This is a genomic window from Aerococcus sp. Group 1 (assembly GCF_000193205.1).
GTDB lineage: Bacteria > Bacillota > Bacilli > Lactobacillales > Aerococcaceae > Aerococcus > Aerococcus urinae_A.
Genome location: NC_015278.1, coordinates 1,342,231 through 1,358,860 on the forward strand (window position 1 = coordinate 1,342,231; position 16,630 = coordinate 1,358,860).

General features: G+C 41.7%; 17 protein-coding genes, 1 tRNA gene and 1 rRNA gene. 2 read left to right on the plus strand and 17 right to left on the minus strand.

Annotated elements, in window-relative coordinates:
• Positions 1-5: 5 nt before the first annotated feature.
• From HMPREF9243_RS06305 to HMPREF9243_RS06325, 5 genes are all read right to left on the minus strand, one after another.
• Positions 6-79, minus strand: a tRNA-Ile gene (locus HMPREF9243_RS06305).
• A gap of 82 nt (positions 80-161) precedes the next feature.
• A 16S ribosomal RNA gene (locus HMPREF9243_RS06310) occupies positions 162-1,709 on the minus strand.
• 487 nt (positions 1,710-2,196) lie between these two features.
• Positions 2,197-3,546 (minus strand): glucose-6-phosphate isomerase, encoded by a 1,350-nt coding sequence (locus tag HMPREF9243_RS06315; protein WP_013668524.1) that lies wholly within the window; start codon positions 3,544-3,546, stop codon positions 2,197-2,199.
• 2 nt (positions 3,547-3,548) lie between these two features.
• Complete coding sequence (locus tag HMPREF9243_RS06320) at positions 3,549-3,959, minus strand: CvfD/Ygs/GSP13 family RNA-binding post-transcriptional regulator (protein ID WP_013669001.1); 411 nt, start codon at positions 3,957-3,959, stop codon at positions 3,549-3,551.
• Positions 3,959-4,552: a peptidylprolyl isomerase gene (locus tag HMPREF9243_RS06325; protein ID WP_013668716.1), complete on the minus strand. Its 594-nt coding sequence runs from the start codon at positions 4,550-4,552 to the stop codon at positions 3,959-3,961. The genes HMPREF9243_RS06320 and HMPREF9243_RS06325 overlap by 1 nt, the downstream gene beginning before the upstream one ends.
• Positions 4,553-4,706: 154 nt before the next feature.
• On the opposite strand from HMPREF9243_RS06325, the gene HMPREF9243_RS06330 reads away from it, so the two are divergent.
• Together HMPREF9243_RS06330 and HMPREF9243_RS06335 are read left to right on the plus strand one after the other, a co-directional pair.
• A complete protein-coding gene (locus HMPREF9243_RS06330; protein WP_013670028.1) occupies positions 4,707-5,204 on the plus strand; it encodes a divergent PAP2 family protein in 498 nt (165 codons plus the stop codon).
• A 4-nt stretch (positions 5,205-5,208) separates the two neighbouring features.
• Positions 5,209-6,213, plus strand: a complete 1,005-nt coding sequence (locus HMPREF9243_RS06335) for an NAD(P)/FAD-dependent oxidoreductase (RefSeq protein ID WP_013669268.1) — start codon at positions 5,209-5,211, stop codon at positions 6,211-6,213.
• 67 nt (positions 6,214-6,280) lie between these two features.
• Here HMPREF9243_RS06335 and HMPREF9243_RS06340 read toward each other — a convergent pair whose 3' ends face one another.
• The 12 genes from HMPREF9243_RS06340 to der form a co-directional block, all read right to left on the minus strand.
• Positions 6,281-6,952 (minus strand): DnaD domain-containing protein, encoded by a 672-nt coding sequence (locus tag HMPREF9243_RS06340; protein WP_013668784.1) that lies wholly within the window; start codon positions 6,950-6,952, stop codon positions 6,281-6,283.
• A 19-nt stretch (positions 6,953-6,971) separates the two neighbouring features.
• Positions 6,972-8,153 carry a pyridoxal phosphate-dependent aminotransferase gene (locus HMPREF9243_RS06345; protein WP_013670095.1) on the minus strand — a complete coding sequence of 394 codons (1,182 nt, stop codon included), beginning with the start codon at positions 8,151-8,153 and terminating at the stop codon, positions 6,972-6,974.
• A 13-nt stretch (positions 8,154-8,166) separates the two neighbouring features.
• Positions 8,167-8,370, minus strand: coding sequence for a PepSY domain-containing protein (locus HMPREF9243_RS09990; RefSeq protein WP_049776773.1), 204 nt, complete (start codon positions 8,368-8,370; stop codon positions 8,167-8,169).
• A gap of 8 nt (positions 8,371-8,378) precedes the next feature.
• Positions 8,379-8,492, minus strand: coding sequence for a DUF5590 domain-containing protein (locus HMPREF9243_RS10620; RefSeq protein WP_196793322.1), 114 nt, complete (start codon positions 8,490-8,492; stop codon positions 8,379-8,381).
• Positions 8,471-8,641 (minus strand): hypothetical protein, encoded by a 171-nt coding sequence (locus tag HMPREF9243_RS10505; protein ID WP_013668963.1) that lies wholly within the window; start codon positions 8,639-8,641, stop codon positions 8,471-8,473. Before HMPREF9243_RS10505 ends, HMPREF9243_RS10620 begins: the two co-directional genes overlap by 22 nt.
• 11 nt (positions 8,642-8,652) lie before the next feature.
• Positions 8,653-11,325: an exonuclease domain-containing protein gene (locus HMPREF9243_RS06355; protein WP_013669784.1), complete on the minus strand. Its 2,673-nt coding sequence runs from the start codon at positions 11,323-11,325 to the stop codon at positions 8,653-8,655.
• A 27-nt stretch (positions 11,326-11,352) separates the two neighbouring features.
• Positions 11,353-11,754: a hypothetical protein gene (locus HMPREF9243_RS10625; protein WP_231286948.1), complete on the minus strand. Its 402-nt coding sequence runs from the start codon at positions 11,752-11,754 to the stop codon at positions 11,353-11,355.
• A complete protein-coding gene (locus HMPREF9243_RS06360) occupies positions 11,730-12,590 on the minus strand; it encodes a CCA tRNA nucleotidyltransferase (RefSeq protein WP_196793324.1) in 861 nt (286 codons plus the stop codon). The genes HMPREF9243_RS10625 and HMPREF9243_RS06360 overlap by 25 nt, the downstream gene beginning before the upstream one ends.
• Complete coding sequence (dapB, locus tag HMPREF9243_RS06365) at positions 12,587-13,375, minus strand: 4-hydroxy-tetrahydrodipicolinate reductase (protein WP_196793351.1); 789 nt, start codon at positions 13,373-13,375, stop codon at positions 12,587-12,589. Before dapB ends, HMPREF9243_RS06360 begins: the two co-directional genes overlap by 4 nt.
• A gap of 46 nt (positions 13,376-13,421) precedes the next feature.
• Positions 13,422-14,711 (minus strand): tetratricopeptide repeat protein, encoded by a 1,290-nt coding sequence (locus HMPREF9243_RS06370; RefSeq protein ID WP_013668575.1) that lies wholly within the window; start codon positions 14,709-14,711, stop codon positions 13,422-13,424.
• 115 nt (positions 14,712-14,826) lie between these two features.
• Positions 14,827-15,105 (minus strand): HU family DNA-binding protein, encoded by a 279-nt coding sequence (locus HMPREF9243_RS06375; protein WP_013669777.1) that lies wholly within the window; start codon positions 15,103-15,105, stop codon positions 14,827-14,829.
• A gap of 124 nt (positions 15,106-15,229) precedes the next feature.
• Positions 15,230-16,540: a ribosome biogenesis GTPase Der gene (gene der, locus HMPREF9243_RS06380; protein ID WP_013669694.1), complete on the minus strand. Its 1,311-nt coding sequence runs from the start codon at positions 16,538-16,540 to the stop codon at positions 15,230-15,232.
• Positions 16,541-16,630 lie beyond the last annotated feature (90 nt).

A 16,630-nucleotide genomic window follows, 5' to 3' on the forward strand; every position in this document is an offset into this window, starting at 1 on the left:
TGTAATGGGCCTGAATGGACTCGAACCATCGACCTCACCCTTATCAGGGGTGCGCTCTAACCAGCTGAGCTACAGGCCCGGTTAAATCCATCAACCATGTGGATAGACCTCTCAAAACTAAACAAAGAAGACTCAAATATGTATTCCGAATATATCCTTAGAAAGGAGGTGATCCAGCCGCAGGTTCACCTACGGCTACCTTGTTACGACTTCACCCCAATCATCTGTCCCACCTTCGGCGGCTGGCTCCAAAGGTTACCTCACCGACTTCAGGTGTTACAAACTCTCGTGGTGTGACGGGCGGTGTGTACAAGACCCGGGAACGTATTCACCGCGGCGTGCTGATCCGCGATTACTAGCGATTCCGGCTTCATGTAGTCGAGTTGCAGACTACAATCCGAACTGAGAATGGCTTTAAGAGATTCGCTTGCTTTCACAAGGTCGCTGCTCGTTGTACCATCCATTGTAGCACGTGTGTAGCCCAAGTCATAAGGGGCATGATGATTTGACGTCATCCCCGCCTTCCTCCGGTTTGTCACCGGCAGTCTCGCTAGAGTGCCCAACTCAATGCTGGCAACTAACAATAAGGGTTGCGCTCGTTGCGGGACTTAACCCAACATCTCACGACACGAGCTGACGACAACCATGCACCACCTGTCACTTTGTCCCCGAAGGGAAAGCTCTATCTCTAGAGTGGTCAAAGGATGTCAAGACTTGGTAAGGTTCTTCGCGTTGCTTCGAATTAAACCACATGCTCCACCGCTTGTGCGGGTCCCCGTCAATTCCTTTGAGTTTCAGCCTTGCGGCCGTACTCCCCAGGCGGAGTGCTTAATGCGTTAACTCCGGCACTGAAGGGTGGAAACCCTCCAACACCTAGCACTCATCGTTTACGGCGTGGACTACCAGGGTATCTAATCCTGTTTGCTACCCACGCTTTCGGGCCTCAGCGTCAGTGACAGACCAGAAAGTCGCCTTCGCCACTGGTGTTCTTCCATATATCTACGCATTCCACCGCTACACATGGAGTTCCACTTTCCTCTTCTGTACTCAAGTTCCCCAGTTTCCAATGCACTTCCACGGTTAAGCCGTGGGCTTTCACATCAGACTTAAGAAACCGCCTGCGCCCCCTTTACGCCCAATAAATCCGGACAACGCTTGCCACCTACGTATTACCGCGGCTGCTGGCACGTAGTTAGCCGTGGCTTTCTGGTAAGATACCGTCAAGACTGGAGCAGTTACTCTCCAATTTGTTCTTCTCTTACAACAGAGCTTTACGATCCGAAAACCTTCTTCACTCACGCGGCGTTGCTCCGTCAGGCTTGCGCCCATTGCGGAAGATTCCCTACTGCTGCCTCCCGTAGGAGTTTGGGCCGTGTCTCAGTCCCAATGTGGCCGATTACCCTCTCAGGTCGGCTATGCATCATTGCCTTGGTAGGCCGTTACCCCACCAACGAGCTAATGCACCGCAAGGCCATCGATAAGTGACAGCAAAGCCGTCTTTCCAAACACCACCATGAGGTGGTGTTTCCTATGCGGTATTAGCACCCGTTTCCGGATGTTGTCCCCCGCTTATCGGTAGGTTCCTTACGTGTTACTCACCCGTCCGCCGCTAACGTCAGAAGTGCAAGCACTTCATCGGTTCGCTCGACTTGCATGTATTAGGCACGCCGCCAGCGTTCGTCCTGAGCCAGGATCAAACTCTCATGAAAGAATCATGAGCGTTGAATAGCTCATTTGTTTGCTGACTAGTTATAGTCTGGTCTAGACTTATTGTTTGAATTGTTGGTTCATCAACAAAATGTTGATGCCCTACACATTTGGTTCGTCTTCTTTGTTCAGTTTTCAAAGGTCTATATCGCTTGTTGCGACTTTATTATCATACCGCAACCACCATCTCTTTGTCAAGAACTTTTTAAAATTTATTTTTCATTGCTGAACTCCCACTCAAAGTGAAAGAAATAAACTTTATCAGTTCTCTGAGAACGAGCGAGGGTTAAACAACTGCGTTTTACTCCGCTCATCAGCGACAAGAAATATAATATAATGTTTCGCTATCAAAGTCAATAGATTTTCCCAAAAAAGTTTGAAATAAATAAAAAAGAGAAGCTTCTTGATGAAACTTCTCTTCTAAAAGCCTGATTTTTCAGCTTTTATAGCCTATTAGTTTAATTAATAAAAGTGATTATTAATTTTAAATTAATCTAAGCGTTGGTTAAGTTCATCAGCTAAATCCTCAAATCCTGGTTTCCCGAGTAAAGCAAACATATTTTTCTTGTAAGCTTCTACTCCAGGTTGGTTAAATGGATTAACGCCATTGAGATAACCACTCATCCCTACTGCTAATTCAAAGAAATAAATCATGTAGCCTAAGTGATAAGCATCCATTTTTTCAATATGGATAACAAAGTTAGGAACGCGACCGTCAGTATGCGCTAGCAAGGTTCCTTCAAAGGCCTTAGTATTTACATAGTCTAAATCTTTGCCTTCTAGGTAGGAAAGGCCATCTAAGTCACTATCTAATCGAGGAATATCAATATTTCTTTCAGGTGTATCCACTTTGATAACTGTTTCCATAAGGTTACGTTTTCCATCTTGAATAGACTGACCAATCGAATGCAAGTCGGTAGAGAAGTTAGCAGAAGATGGATAAATTCCTTTTTGGTCTTTTCCTTCTGATTCACCAAATAATTGTTTCCACCATTCTGCAAAGTATTGCATCTTAGGTTCATAGTTAACTAAAATTTCTGTATCATAGCCTTTACGGTGAAGGATATTTCTTAACCCTGCATATTGGTAGGCACTATTTTTCTTTAAGTCTGCATCTGATAGGTCTTCCATGGCTTGCTTAGCCCCTTCAAGAAGAGCATCAGTATCCGCACCACTAACCGCAATTGGTAAAAGCCCTACAGGTGTTAGGACGGTAAAACGTCCCCCAACCCCGTCAGGAATGATAAAGGTCTCATAACCTTCTTTATCGGCTTCTTCTCTTAGGGCACCTTTTGCTTTATCAGTTGTCGCATAAATCCGTTGTTTAGCAGCTTCTTTACCATATTTATCTTCTAGTAATTGCTTAAAGATTCTAAAGGCAATCGCTGTTTCAGTGGTGGTCCCTGATTTACTAATAACGTTAACTGAAAAATCGCGGTCTCCAATCACTTCAATCAATTCACTGAGATAGGTTGAACTTAAACTGTTACCGGCAAATAAAATTTGAGGATAGTCTCTTTTATCAGCTGGGAAGTAGTTAATAAATTGATGACTTAAAAAGTCAATGGCTGCTTTTGCCCCTAAATAGGAGCCTCCAATTCCAAGGACCACTAAAACATCAGAGTCGGCCTGGATTCGTTTGGCAGCTTCTTTTAGGCGAGCATATTCTTCTTTGTCATAATCTGCTGGAAGAGTTACCCAATCCGTAAAATCAGCGCCTTGTCCTGTCTTCTCACGTAACATTTTATCTGCTGCGCTCACAAAGGGTTGTAGGTAGCTTAATTCATGATCTTGAATGAAATGTTCTGTTTTTGAATAATCAAAAGTTAATGTAGACAATGTTATTCCTCCAATCGATAATCTTTAATCTTACCTGATTGAATATCTGCTAATGAATTTTCAATCCACTCAGGCATTTTTTTATGGATTGTTTTAAAACCTATTTGTGGTGTATGACGCCGCTTGGGTTTCTTTATCCGCGCTGGAAAATTTGGGGTATTAGTCGCTTTAAGGGCTCGAATTGATAGACTAATTTTCTTGGTGTACTCATCGATATCAATGATTTTTACTTTAACCTGGTCACCAATTGAAAAACGTTCTTCTAAGTTGGTGACAAAACCATGGTCAACCTCAGAAATATGTACCAAGCCATGGCAATGCGGGTTTAATTTAATAAATAAACCATAGGATTGGATCCCAGTTACGGTTCCATTAAGGATATCGCCAATCCGATATGTTTCTGAACCTCCCATTACTGATCAAGGCCTTCAATATCAATTGTAACAATTGATACATCTTCCAAGGGTTTATCGTTGCTATCTCTGTCTACTGCTTCAATTTGATAGACGACATCCATCCCATCGATTACTTGACCAAACACCGTATGTTTGTGATCTAGCCAAGGGGTTCCTCCCTTTTTAGCATAATTCTCAATAACTTCTTCAGGCCAGGATAGTGCCTTCATCTGGTCTAACATGGCTTGGGGTACTTCTTGGGCAGAGACAATAAAGAATTGCGAGCCATTGGTATTTGGTCCAGCATTAGCCATGGAGAGAGCACCGTTAAAGTTAAAGACTTGGTTAGAAAATTCATCTTCAAATGCCCTTCCGTAGATACTTTCTCCCCCTCTACCCGTTCCGGTAGGGTCGCCACCCTGAATCATAAAATTGGGAATGACCCGGTGAAAAATAACCCCGTCATAATAACCAGATTGGCTCAATTCAATAAAGTTTTTAACTGTTTTAGGTGCCAGCTCAGGATATAGAGTAAGAGTAATGTCCCCTAAAGTGGTTTTAATCGTTGCGGTAGGATTATGATCATTGCTTTCCAGTTGTAGATAGTTCATTATTTACCTCCTTAGTTTAATTGTACCAAGATCGCCAATTTTTGTATAGAAGACTTTCAATAGCAACAAACTTTCCCTGGATCCTAAAAAACTTTTCTAGCCTCCTAATTCATGATAAGATTACACTAGTTAATATTAGAGAGGAAACATTCCAGTGAAAAATTTCCCCTTAACTGCCACGATTGTAGCAATTATTTTCACCCAAATAATCAAATACCCGATTGCCTATCTTTTTATGGGAAAAAAGGAAACCAAACTTTCTATTATCCATACGACCGGCGGCATGCCCAGTTCACATACCGCTGCGGTAACCGCCTTAATCACTTCCCTCATCCTTCAAGAAGGCTTTTTGTCTCCCTACGTTGCCATAGCAACGGCCTATGGGCTAATCGTTATGTTCGACGCCATGGGGGTAAGAAGACAAAGTGGTGAACAAGGCATTCTGATTAGAGAGTTATTGGCCATTTTACGTGAACACTATGTTAGTGAAGAGGATGGTCAAATCAATGAGAAGTTAGATCAGATTGATGACCAAAATATGGTTATCGATGATTATCTTGGGCATAAACCTTCGGAAGTCTTTGGGGGCTTTGTCGCTGGGGTCGGTGTTGCCTTTTTTATTCGCTTTATCTTTTTTATTTTGATTGGATGATTTAATGACAGAAAAAAACATCAAAGATTTAACTATTATTGGCGCTGGACCCAGTGGTTTATTCGCCGCCTTTTATGCAGGAATGCGTCAGCTTTCTGTACAAATTATTGATAGTCTTGCTCAAGTTGGCGGACAGCCCCACGCCTTGTATCCTGACAAGGCGATTTTTGATATTGGGGCCCTTCCGCAAATTACTGGTAAGGAACTCAGTCAAGCCCTGATGGAACAAGTGAAGCCCTTTACTTCGACCACTAGCTTTCACTTTAACCATGACATCACTGAAATCAATGATGAAGGGGATTATTTTTCCTTAAAAAGTCAAAAGGCTTGCTTTTATAGCCGAGCCGTCCTAATTGCCGCTGGGGGCGGCGCTTTTAGACCACGTTCGGCAAATATTAAAAATGAAGCTGAATTTGAAGGAGACAAGTTATTTTATACCGTTAATCATGCTCAAGATTTTCAGGGTCAAGCAGTTGCTATTTTAGGGGGAGGCGATACCGCTTTAGATAACGCTCTATTGGTCAGCCAGTATGCCAAGAAGCTTTATCTGATCCACCGCCGAAATAGATTCCGTGGTCATGAATTTAGCCAAGCGCAACTGAAGACTAAAAGCAATGTTGAAATCATCACTCCCTATCAAGCTAAGGCCATTCATGCTCTCGAAGGGTCCCAGCAGGTAGAACTCTTATTGGCCAAAAGCCGCAGTCAGGAAAGCAGGCGCCTCCAGCTAGACAGTATTATTTCTTCTTATGGTTTTCAGGCAAATATTAGTGTCTTTAAGTCATGGCCTATCGAGTCTCTCGGCCAACGTATTCCTGTTAATGAACACATGCAAACGAGTCTGGCAGGGGTCTACGCCATCGGTGATATTTGTACTTATACAGGTAAAACCCAGTTAATCGCTAGCGGCTTTGGTGAGGCACCAACAGCCATTAACGCCATCACTTACTACCTCTACCCCGAGGAAAAACTAGTCCCCCTTCATAGCACCACATACTTTAAAAAATAAATTGCATAAACAAAAACCGCAGCTAATGATTGCCTGCGGTTTTCTTATGCTAGGATCTCTATTTTTCTCACTCATCATCAGGTGTATTGATAACCTTAGTCATAGGGACTGGGGGGAGGTCATTATTTTGCTGACGAATTTTAGCATTGCGGTAGTTCGGCCTAGTCTCGACATTACCTTTTTTATTTTGCTTTTGCCAATTGATTAGAATGCGGTCAATGTAGCGCAAATTTAATACGCCATTCAAAACCGCTTCTTTAATGGCTGCCTTTACCGTTACCACATCATAGTGGTCTTCACTAAACCAAGCCGCCACTTGCTGGTATTCGATCGGCGATAAGGGACGACCAAATTCTTGTTCAATAATTTGAAAGATCGACCCTTCAGCCTTCTCTTCCGCTTGTTTTTCTTTTTTGGCATGGTTTTCTTCAAATAAACGCTCTAATTTTTGATAAAGCAAGTCTAGGCTATAGTATTCAATCTGCTGACCCTGGTCACTTTCTTCGCTCTCAATTGATAAGAATTTTTTATCAATCAAATTCTGAATCATATCATAAGTTTCACCCTGGCTATAGCCCATACGCTTTTGTAAGGCTTGAATCGGTGGAAAATCATCTTGCATTTGCTGAAAGCTGACAATATGAATGAGAAACATCACTTCCTCATTGCTCAAAGAGAGCGCTTGATAGTTTTCTAATAAGCTGGTCTGTAAAACCGTATATTGTTTTCTTTCAACCACTAAAGTCCACCTTCTTAATTCATTTTTCTTGCATAAAGCTACTAATCCGCTCAATTGCCTCTAAGAATAAATCCTCATCAGTTGCATAAGATAAACGTACATGTTCTGGCATGCCAAAGGCGGATCCCGCTACCAAAGCAACGTGGGCTTCTTCTAGAATCGCCATGACAAAATCATCGACACTATCATAGCCACAGCTTAAAGCAGCTTGCTGGCATTTTGGAAATAGATAAAAGGCCCCCTGGGGTTTATTAGCTAGTTCAAAACCTGGTAAATTGATTACGGCCTCATAGCCCTTATTTAGACGGTCTTCATAGGTTGAACGCATGGATTCAACCAATTCCGGACCGCTCTTGAAGGCCCCTAAAGCCGCGTATTGGCTCACACCAGCTGCATTACCACTGATTTGACCCGCTAATTTGTTGAGCATTCTTATAATTTTTTGATCAGCCAAACAATAGCCTAAGCGCCAACCAGTCATCGCATAACTCTTTGACATACCATTCACCACAATGGTATTGGCACGAGCCTCTGGGCTTATAGCAGCAAGAGAATAAAACTGGTTGCCGTTATAAACTAACTGGCTATAAATTTCATCAGCAATCATCAATAGATTGTGCTTCAAGCAGTAGTCAGCAATAGCCACTAACTCTTCCTTACTTAAAACCGTTCCGGTCGGATTAGCCGGTGAATTAAGCAGCAAAATCTTTGTTTTTGGAGTGAGGTATTGGTCAATAACTTCAGGCGTTAAGCGGAAATCATTGTCAGCATCAGTTTGAGCTAAAACCGCCTTGGCCCCAGTTAGGCGTATCTGTTCTTCATAACTCACCCAATAGGGACTCGGCACAATTACTTCATCGCCTGGGTTTAATAGAATTTGGAACAAATCATAAAGGACTAACTTGCTACCGTTAGCAATAAAGACTTGATCAGCCGTATAGGCTACCCCATCTTTTTCTTGATGAAATTTAGCAATAGCTTCTCTAACTTCTAAAAGTCCTCCAGCTGGCGTATAATGGTGGCCTTTTCCTTGGTCTAAGGCTGTTTTAGCATAATCAACAATTGGACTAGGCGTAGGGAAATCTGGCTCTCCTAAGGTTAAACTAATAATATCCTTGCCTTGAGCTTTTAATTGTTTGGCTCGATCACTAGCTTTAAGGGTACTTGATTCTTTTAATTCTAAAGCGCGTTTCGAAAACATGCTAGCTTTCCTCCTATAATTTATCTATGGTTTCATACCAATGACCACTCGCTGCATTAATGTAATGATAGCCCAAGTGTCCATCTTGGTTAATAAAGGAAACTTCCCATACCAATTGATCATCTTCAATTCCAATCCGGGCTTCTTTGACCTCTTGGGTATTCACATTATTTAAGGTCAATGACTTAGCTTCTTGTTCATTGACTAATTCGTTCACCTTGCCGGTTATTTTTTATTGGTTTCCGGTTGATAGGCATAATAAATGAGCTCACCTTGGTCATTCTCTCCTTGGATGGTATAAGTCGTATGATCCTTATTTAAAACATAAAATTTCCCCATATTTTTAAACCAATATCATCTCGAGCCATAGTCATTAACTGTTTTTCCTCTTGAATAATTGGTTTTTGTGAATTGAAGAAAATCGTAAATAAGCCAAAATTAATAATAATTAAACACACAAGAAATGCATTTGCTAATCTTCTTGTCATAGGTCTCTCCTTTAGTCAGACTTGAGAATAGCGTCTAAACTGACTTCTTCTACTCTTAGTTCATCCCCAATTACCTTATCAATCGCATCCTTATAAGAACTGTAAAAGAGCCGCTTATCTAAAACAATAAAGGCGGCCGGCGCTTGATCACTCAGCATACGTCCTAAACTCTGCTTGAAGCGTAAGAGCATTTGGGGCAAGGATTCTTGGTAAAAATAACTCTGATTACGCTCCTCCCAGTAGTCACGACGGGCTTGCTCCCTCACTTCATCTGGCGAGCGAAAAGGTAATCTCGCTAGTAGGTAATAGTCACTATGAGATGGTAAATGTAGGCCCTCAGTCAAAGCTTGCAATCCGACCAGGAGGCCATGGTGACTATCATTATAGCGACTGATGGCATCTTGGTGGCCATATTTTTTCCCCTGAATAAAAGTGACAGCGATGAGTTCTTCCGGCCAAGATTTTTGAATAAAATGATTTAAGGCAGCCAATAGCTGTTTGGAATTGAGCATGAGATAAATTTTCTTATCCCCGTTAATCAATAGCGTCTGTAAAATCTCTGCTAAATAGTGGATCGATTCCTTCTCCGATAAATCATGGAGGGAGGGGTAATCGCTAAGAATATACAAGCCTTTATTGGCATAAAACGCCTTGTTGATTGGATAAGTATAGAGATGATAATTTTTTATCCCATACATGCTTTCCAGACTCCGTCGACTTTCCGGCAAGTTAACTGTAGCCGATAGGAATAGCACCTGACTCGGACACTTTCCCCAAATTTCACTCATAAAGTCTGCTACCGCCTTAGGATAAGCGCTAACTCGAGGATAATTTTCTGGATAGCTAATTATATAATAATAATCATTCTTATTGGTAAACAGTTTCTGAATATCTTCGATAATTTTTTGACCCAGCCCCAAGGCTTGTAGCCGTTTTTGTATGTGATTTTGCTTTAATAACTTTTCTTTTTGCGCCATCGCTAAACTAGTCCCATAGACTCTTTGAACCCCTTTGAGATCTTCCCACAATTGGGCAAAAAGTAAATAAGTATTATATAAACGAGGATCAGTTCCAGAAAAATAAACGGCTTCATGACTGTCATGATTCAATAATTCATCCAGGACATGGTCAAAGGTTTTAAGAGCATTTTGCAGCTGGTCTTGCCAAGTGTATAGGACTTCTTCAATTACTCGATTACTGGTATCAAGATAATACTTGTCCGTTAACTGACCAAAAAAATGCTCTTGTTGGTTTAAGTAATCATTGATGTCTGCCAAATTCTGATGAACAGCGAGATCTTTTTCGATAATTTGTGGGAGCTGGTGGCACTCATCAATAATCAGGTTGCTTGCCTTAGTCCATAAGTTCTTAGCGACTAGGTCCTCTTTATGGCGAATTAAGTAGGCGTGGTTAGTCCAAATAATATCAGCCTTTTTAGCTAAGTGTAATTGGTGTTGGTAATAATTCCACTGCATAGGCATCTGGTCACTATGATAACGATTCTGATAGAGTGCCAGATTATCCCACTGTTCCCAGAGGGGAGATTGTCTCAAGCCATGATTTAATTCCGCTAAATCTCCTGTTTGCGTCTCACTTACCCAAAGTAATAAGGACAAGGTAAACATACTTTCATTTTTAGAAACATGATTTTCCTTAGCCTTCAGGTAATTGATATAAGCTTGGAAGGTGTTTAAATCTAGATAATGGTCCTTACTTTTTAAGACCGCCACTTGTATCCTTCGCCCCAATCGATTCACCAATTCTTGCAGGTGGTCTTCTTGCCATTGTCTGATCATGACATTATTGGGAAACGATACGATTAAATGTTTCCCAGTCTTAGAAGCAACTTGTAATTGACCTAAGATACTGTTATAAGTTTTTCCTTGGCCCGAATTGGCTTTCAAAAAGGCAAATTGCTCACTGTTTTGGTCAAAGAAATCCATTACATCCTCTTGGATACTCAGATGACCACTATCTTGGTCTTCTTCTGTACCAGCTAGCGGCCGATATAGGCCTTCATTAATTTCAGGATTAAGGGTAAATGATCCACGGATCAGGCCCCTATTTCTTTGACAATGGACATGATTATACCAATAGCTGAAATATTTCCCGCTTTGCCGAATAAAAAATTTTAACCAGGGCTGCATTGCTTTATATAAAGATTCAGGGAGGCTGGCCACTTTATCCATGACTTGGACTAGTAATTGAGCAGTGGCCCGGGCGTCTTCAATAGCAGTATGGGCCTTCACTAGATTAATGCCATGGTCAAGAGAAAAATCTCCTAGCTTATAGCTGGCTGCCTGGGGATATAGGACGCGGATTAATTCCACTGTATCGATCCCCTCTAGATCAAGAGCCGGTAAGCCTACGCCTTCAAAGGAAGCACTAAGAAATTTATAATCAAAATTAATATTGTGGGCCACAAAGACACAATCTTGTAATTGTTGAAAAAGGTCTGGAGCAATGTCTTCAAATAGGGGGGCATCCCGTAAATCTTCAGTCTGGATACCAGTTAAATCGCTAATATTTTTAGGAACAGGGATGAGTGGCTGGATATTGCTTTTAAATTCACCAATCTTTTTCTGCCCTTCTAAAAAAACAACCCCAATTTGAATAATGCGGTCGCCACGGTTATATTTGGTACCGGTAGTCTCTAAATCAACCACGGCATATTTAACAGGCATCTACCGTACACTCCTTCTATTTTCAGTTCATTGATTGGCTTTCAAATAGGCTAGTAAGTCGTCCTTGCTATTAGTACATTGGTCAGCAACAACAGCTGCTTCAGCCTGATTAAGATACTGGCCAATAAGGCGTTTATCATCCGGGGCTAAGTCAGCAATAATATCGTGGCCATTAAGGGCTAAGTCTTTACGGCTATGGATAGGCAGCGCTTCCCATATGGTTTCCACTTGCCCGGCTTCTCCTTTAGGGAAATGGCGAGCAAATTCACTCTTAGCCTGGCCTTCTCCTTGAATGAAATTTTCCACTGTTTGAGCTGTGTTTAATCCAAAACGATAGAGTAATTGCGCTGTCCAAGCAGACTGACTTTCTTGACGGGCGGTTAAGGCTAGGAAATATTCCTTAATTAACCGGTTTTGCTTATTCGACATTTTCCAAGCCTGGCTAAAGTCATCAATAAATTGCAAGTCACACTTAGCCAGGAAAAATAAACTGCCCAAGCAAAAGTATCACTAGGAAAAGCCCGCTGGGGACTCAAGACATCCAACATCTTTTGGAAGCTTGCCTGGCCATTTTCCGTTAAAGGGCAGTAACGATAGAGCTCTAAATCAATAAAATAGCTGAGTCCGGCTTGCCAGTGTTGGCCTTGCCATAATTTAGCCATCTCTGTCTCAATCCGTTCCACAGCAATTTTTTCAAGTAGGGACGCTGAGTCCTTGATGGCTTGGGCAGTATCAGTCTCAAGTTCAAAGCCTAATTGACTGGCAAAGCGCACTGCCCGCATCATCCTTAGAGCATCCTCTTGAAAGCGGTCATGGGCCTTCCCTACCGCTCGTAACCGTCCTGCTTTTAAATCTTCTTGACCCTGAAAATAATCGATTAACTGCCCTTCAGTACCCATGGCCATTGCGTTAATCGTAAAATCACGGCGAAGAAGGTCTTCCTCTAGGGAGCGAACGAAAGTTACCTCTTTAGGTCTGCGGTAATCTTCATATTCAGATTCCGTTCTAAAGGTAGTGATTTCATAGGTGTCTCCATTGAAATAAGCCATAACCGTTCCATGTTCTAGGCCTACATCAAAATGTTTGGGGAAGATTGCCTGAATTTCTTCGGGAAAAGCACTGGTGGCGATGTCGACATCATGGCTAGCCAATCCCAATAAAGCATCACGGATACAGCCTCCGACAAAGTAGGCTTGGTAACCGAAACTCTCTATTTTCTTTAAAACCGGTAAGGCCTTTTGGAATTCTTTATTATCAATAATCATAAAATGTGTTCCAATCCGTAGACAAATTCCTCTAATTGGTCACTAGCCTTAAGGGCAAGAGCAACGCCATGCATATAGGATTCACGGTTATAAGAATCTTGGCGGATAGTCAAACCTTCGCCTGGCGCGCCAAATTGGACAATTTGATGCGAATTTAGGCCAGGCAAACGGACACTATGGATAGGAATCCCTTTATAATCAGCCCCACGAGCCCCGGCTATCGATTCATTACGGTTAACGACAAGGCCTTCTTTTTGCTTTTGACTTTCGTGGATTAAATCCGCTGTCTTAATGGCGGTACCGCTAGGCGCATCTGCTTTTTGCGCATGGTGCATTTCAATAATTTCGACATGGTCCAAATATTTGGCGGCTTCTTGACTAAATAGTTGCATGAGGACGGATGATATTGCAAAATTAGGTGCAATCACTCCACCTAGTTTCTTTTCACTAGCTAAGGCTTGTAAGTGGCTAATTTCATCACTTTCTAAACCTGAAGTTCCAATGATAGGATGAATATTATGTTCAATATAGGTCTTACAATGATCATAAACCACACTTGGCTGGGTAAAATCAACTACAGCATCGACTTCAACCTCCTCTAAGGCTCCTTCCACATTAGAATAAATTGGCGCCAAGCTTTTAAAAGTTTCCAAGTCGTCTTGATGTTGGTCTAAATGATGGTTAACTAGGGCTGCTAGCGTAAAGTCTTCACTTTCATTAATCATATTGACAGTCGTCTGTCCCATTTTTCCTAAAAAACCAGTAACCATTACCTTCATCTTGATCGCTTCCTTTCACTATCAATCTTCATATGCACCATTATAGCATGACTTAAAGCTCCTGTTCCCAGTCTTTTACTTGGTCGATAACTGAGCTAAGCGCTGGGGATTGCTTGAGTTCTGGTTTATCAGCTAATAGTTTGACAATTTTTCTAAATTGCCCCTCTTCCCTTAAGAAATAGATATAATCCACTAAGAAGTCATTGTCATCTTTTAAATCGCGACTAGCCAGGTCATAATATTTTCGGGCTTGATCATAATTTTCCGTTTGATTATAGAACTGGGCCATTAACCAGTGACTATTTCCATCACTGATCCCCTTATCCTTCATGGCCTCAATAAGTTCTTGAGCCTTACCCTCATTATTGGAGTCTAATGCCAAACATAACAATTGTTGATAAGCTCTGATATTATCCTCATCAGCTTCTAGGACCTTCTCATAGTCTGCTTGGGCCCGCTTGAATTCCTTGAGGTAGAAATAGAAGTTTGCTCTTTCCATGTATAAGACGCTGGCATAAGGGTCCTTACTAATGGCTTCATTAATGACTCTTAGAGCCTGATCGCTTTCATGAAGCTCCCATTTACACTTGGCTAAAAGTAGGTAATAGGAAGGATCTAGCAAATTATTTTCATAGAGAGGACTTAGTAATTGGTCACAATAGCTATAATCCTCGTCGTGGTATGCGAGAAAGGCTAATTGTTCCTTCTCAGCCTGGCTCAGTGCGCTGTTTTCTTTATTAGAAAGCAGCTGAGCCGCCTTGTCATATTGACCGGTAGCAACTAGAGCATACTGATAGTTATCTTTCACTTCTTCTCTAATTTCAGGGCTCAGACCCTCCTTTTGACTTAGGTCATGGTAAAGTTTAAGGGCTTCTTTGAAGTCCCCCATAGTAAAGACTAATTGAGCCATACCAAATTCTATCGCCTCTTGACCAGGAGCCAGTTGGTTGGCTTCCTTCAATTTTGCAAGACTAACTTCAGGTAGACTGAGCATTTGGTAAGCGTCAGCTTCCAATAGCAAGGCTTCCAGATATAAATCATCATTTGGATCAATACTGAGTAAGTAATCCAAGCCCTCTTCATAGCGACCATCGTCCATAGCCAATTCTCCCAATAGCAAAGGCCAAGTCGCTTCACCGGGATAGCGCTTAGCGGCTTCCTGATAAATTGCCTTGGCATAGGGAATAAAGCCAAGTTGTTGGAAATTATAGCCTAGCTGAGCAAAATCTTCCTTACTTCCCCTTTTAATCAGTTGGTTAAGCAAGTCCGCTAATTTTTCTTGGGCTTGGTCATATTTTTCTTGAACAATCAGTTCGGTGATTTCTTCATATAATTCCTTCATGCTAACCTCCATATTTGTTTATTTTAGCATAGATATAAAGCTTAACCCTACCGATAAGTATAAATAAAAACTGCCAAGTCCTTCTGAGAACTTGGCAGTTTCAAGTTAAGGAAGATTAGCCCTTAACAACGTCTTTTAAACCTTTACCTGCTTTAAATGCAGGAACTTTACTTGCTGGAATTTGAATTTCTTCACCTGTTTGTGGGTTACGTCCCTTACGAGCGGCACGTTCACGTACTTCAAAATTACCAAAACCGATAATTTGAACATTTTCCCCATCAGCTAAAAAGTTTTCAATTGAAGAAAATACTGCATCAACGACTGGTTGAACATTTTTCTTAGATTCACCAGTTGATTCAGCTACTTTTTGTACTAAGTCAGCTTTATTAGCCATTTTTACACCTCCAAAAATATTTCCATTCTTCTCGTGAATGGAGAATTATCATCAATGACAATTCTCTATAAATATACCACAGAAAGCACGTCATAACAACATTTATACCTTATATTTCAATGTTTTACTGCCGATTTCTGCTAATGATATGCAGGGGCGTTCCGCTAAAATCAAAGGCTTGCCGAATTTGGTTAGCCAGGAAGCGCTCATAGGAAAAATGCATAAGATCAGTGTCGTTGACCATCACGACAAAGGTCGGTGGCCCTACGCTCACCTGAGTCATATAGTAAACTCGTAACTTTTTTCCTTTATCAGAAGGCGCTGGATTAATGCGGATAGCATCCGCCAAAACTTGATTAAGCAGGGAGGATTGAATCCGACGGTTAAAGTTTTCATGAACTTGGATAATAAGATCTGGAATCTTATCTAAACGCTGCTTACTTTTCGCAGAGACAAAAAGGATAGGGGCATAGGATAGGAATTGGAATTGAGCGCGGATATTATCTTCAAATTCCTTCATGGTGTGGCTGTCTTTTTTTAGGGCGTCCCATTTGTTAACTAGGATAATAATTCCCTTCCCTGCCTCATGAGCGTAGCCAGCTACGGTCTTATCTTGATCACGGATCCCTTCTTCGGCATTGAGGACGAGCAAGACAACAGATGCCTGTTCAATCGCAGACATCGACCGCATGACACTATATTTCTCAGTTGATTCAGAGACTCTCCCTTTTCGGCGAATCCCTGCAGTGTCAATAATTTTAAAACTGCGCTCATTATATGAAAAGTAAGTATCCACTGCATCTCGGGTGGTGCCAGCAATATCAGAAACAATCACACGGTTCTCACCCAAAATCGCATTTACTAAGGAGGATTTACCCACATTTGGCCGTCCAATTAAGGCAAAAGAAATCGTTTCCTCATCTTCGCTATCCTCATCTTCTAAAGGAAAGAGACGGTAGATTTCTGCCAAGAGATCTCCGATTCCTAGGCCATGTGCACCTGAAATTGGATAGGGATCATTAAGACCTAGTCGGTAAAAATCGTAAATTTCTGCTTGTAATTCGGGGTTATCCACCTTATTTACCGCTAAGAGGACAGGTTTATCAGACTTTTGCAGTAAGCGGGCGATCATTTCATCAGTTTTTGTAACCCCATCAACTACACTAGTCATCATAATAATTAAATCGGCCTCTTCCACTGCAATTTCTGCTTGCAGGCGGATTTGTTCGACAAAGGGTTCGTCGTTAAATTCAATCCCCCCAGTGTCAATTAAACGTAGCTTTCGACCCAGCCACTCTCCTTGGGCATAGACACGGTCACGAGTTACTCCAGGAACATCTTCAACGATGCTGATTCTTTGCCCGGCGATCCGGTTAAAAATTGTCGATTTCCCCACATTAGGTCGTCCGACAATGGCGATATTTAGGGTTTTCATCCATAGTCCCCTCCTTCTAGACGAATAAATATTCCAATCGGATTAAACAAAAATAGGGCCGGGATAACTCCCAGCCCTGTTTAATCTTTA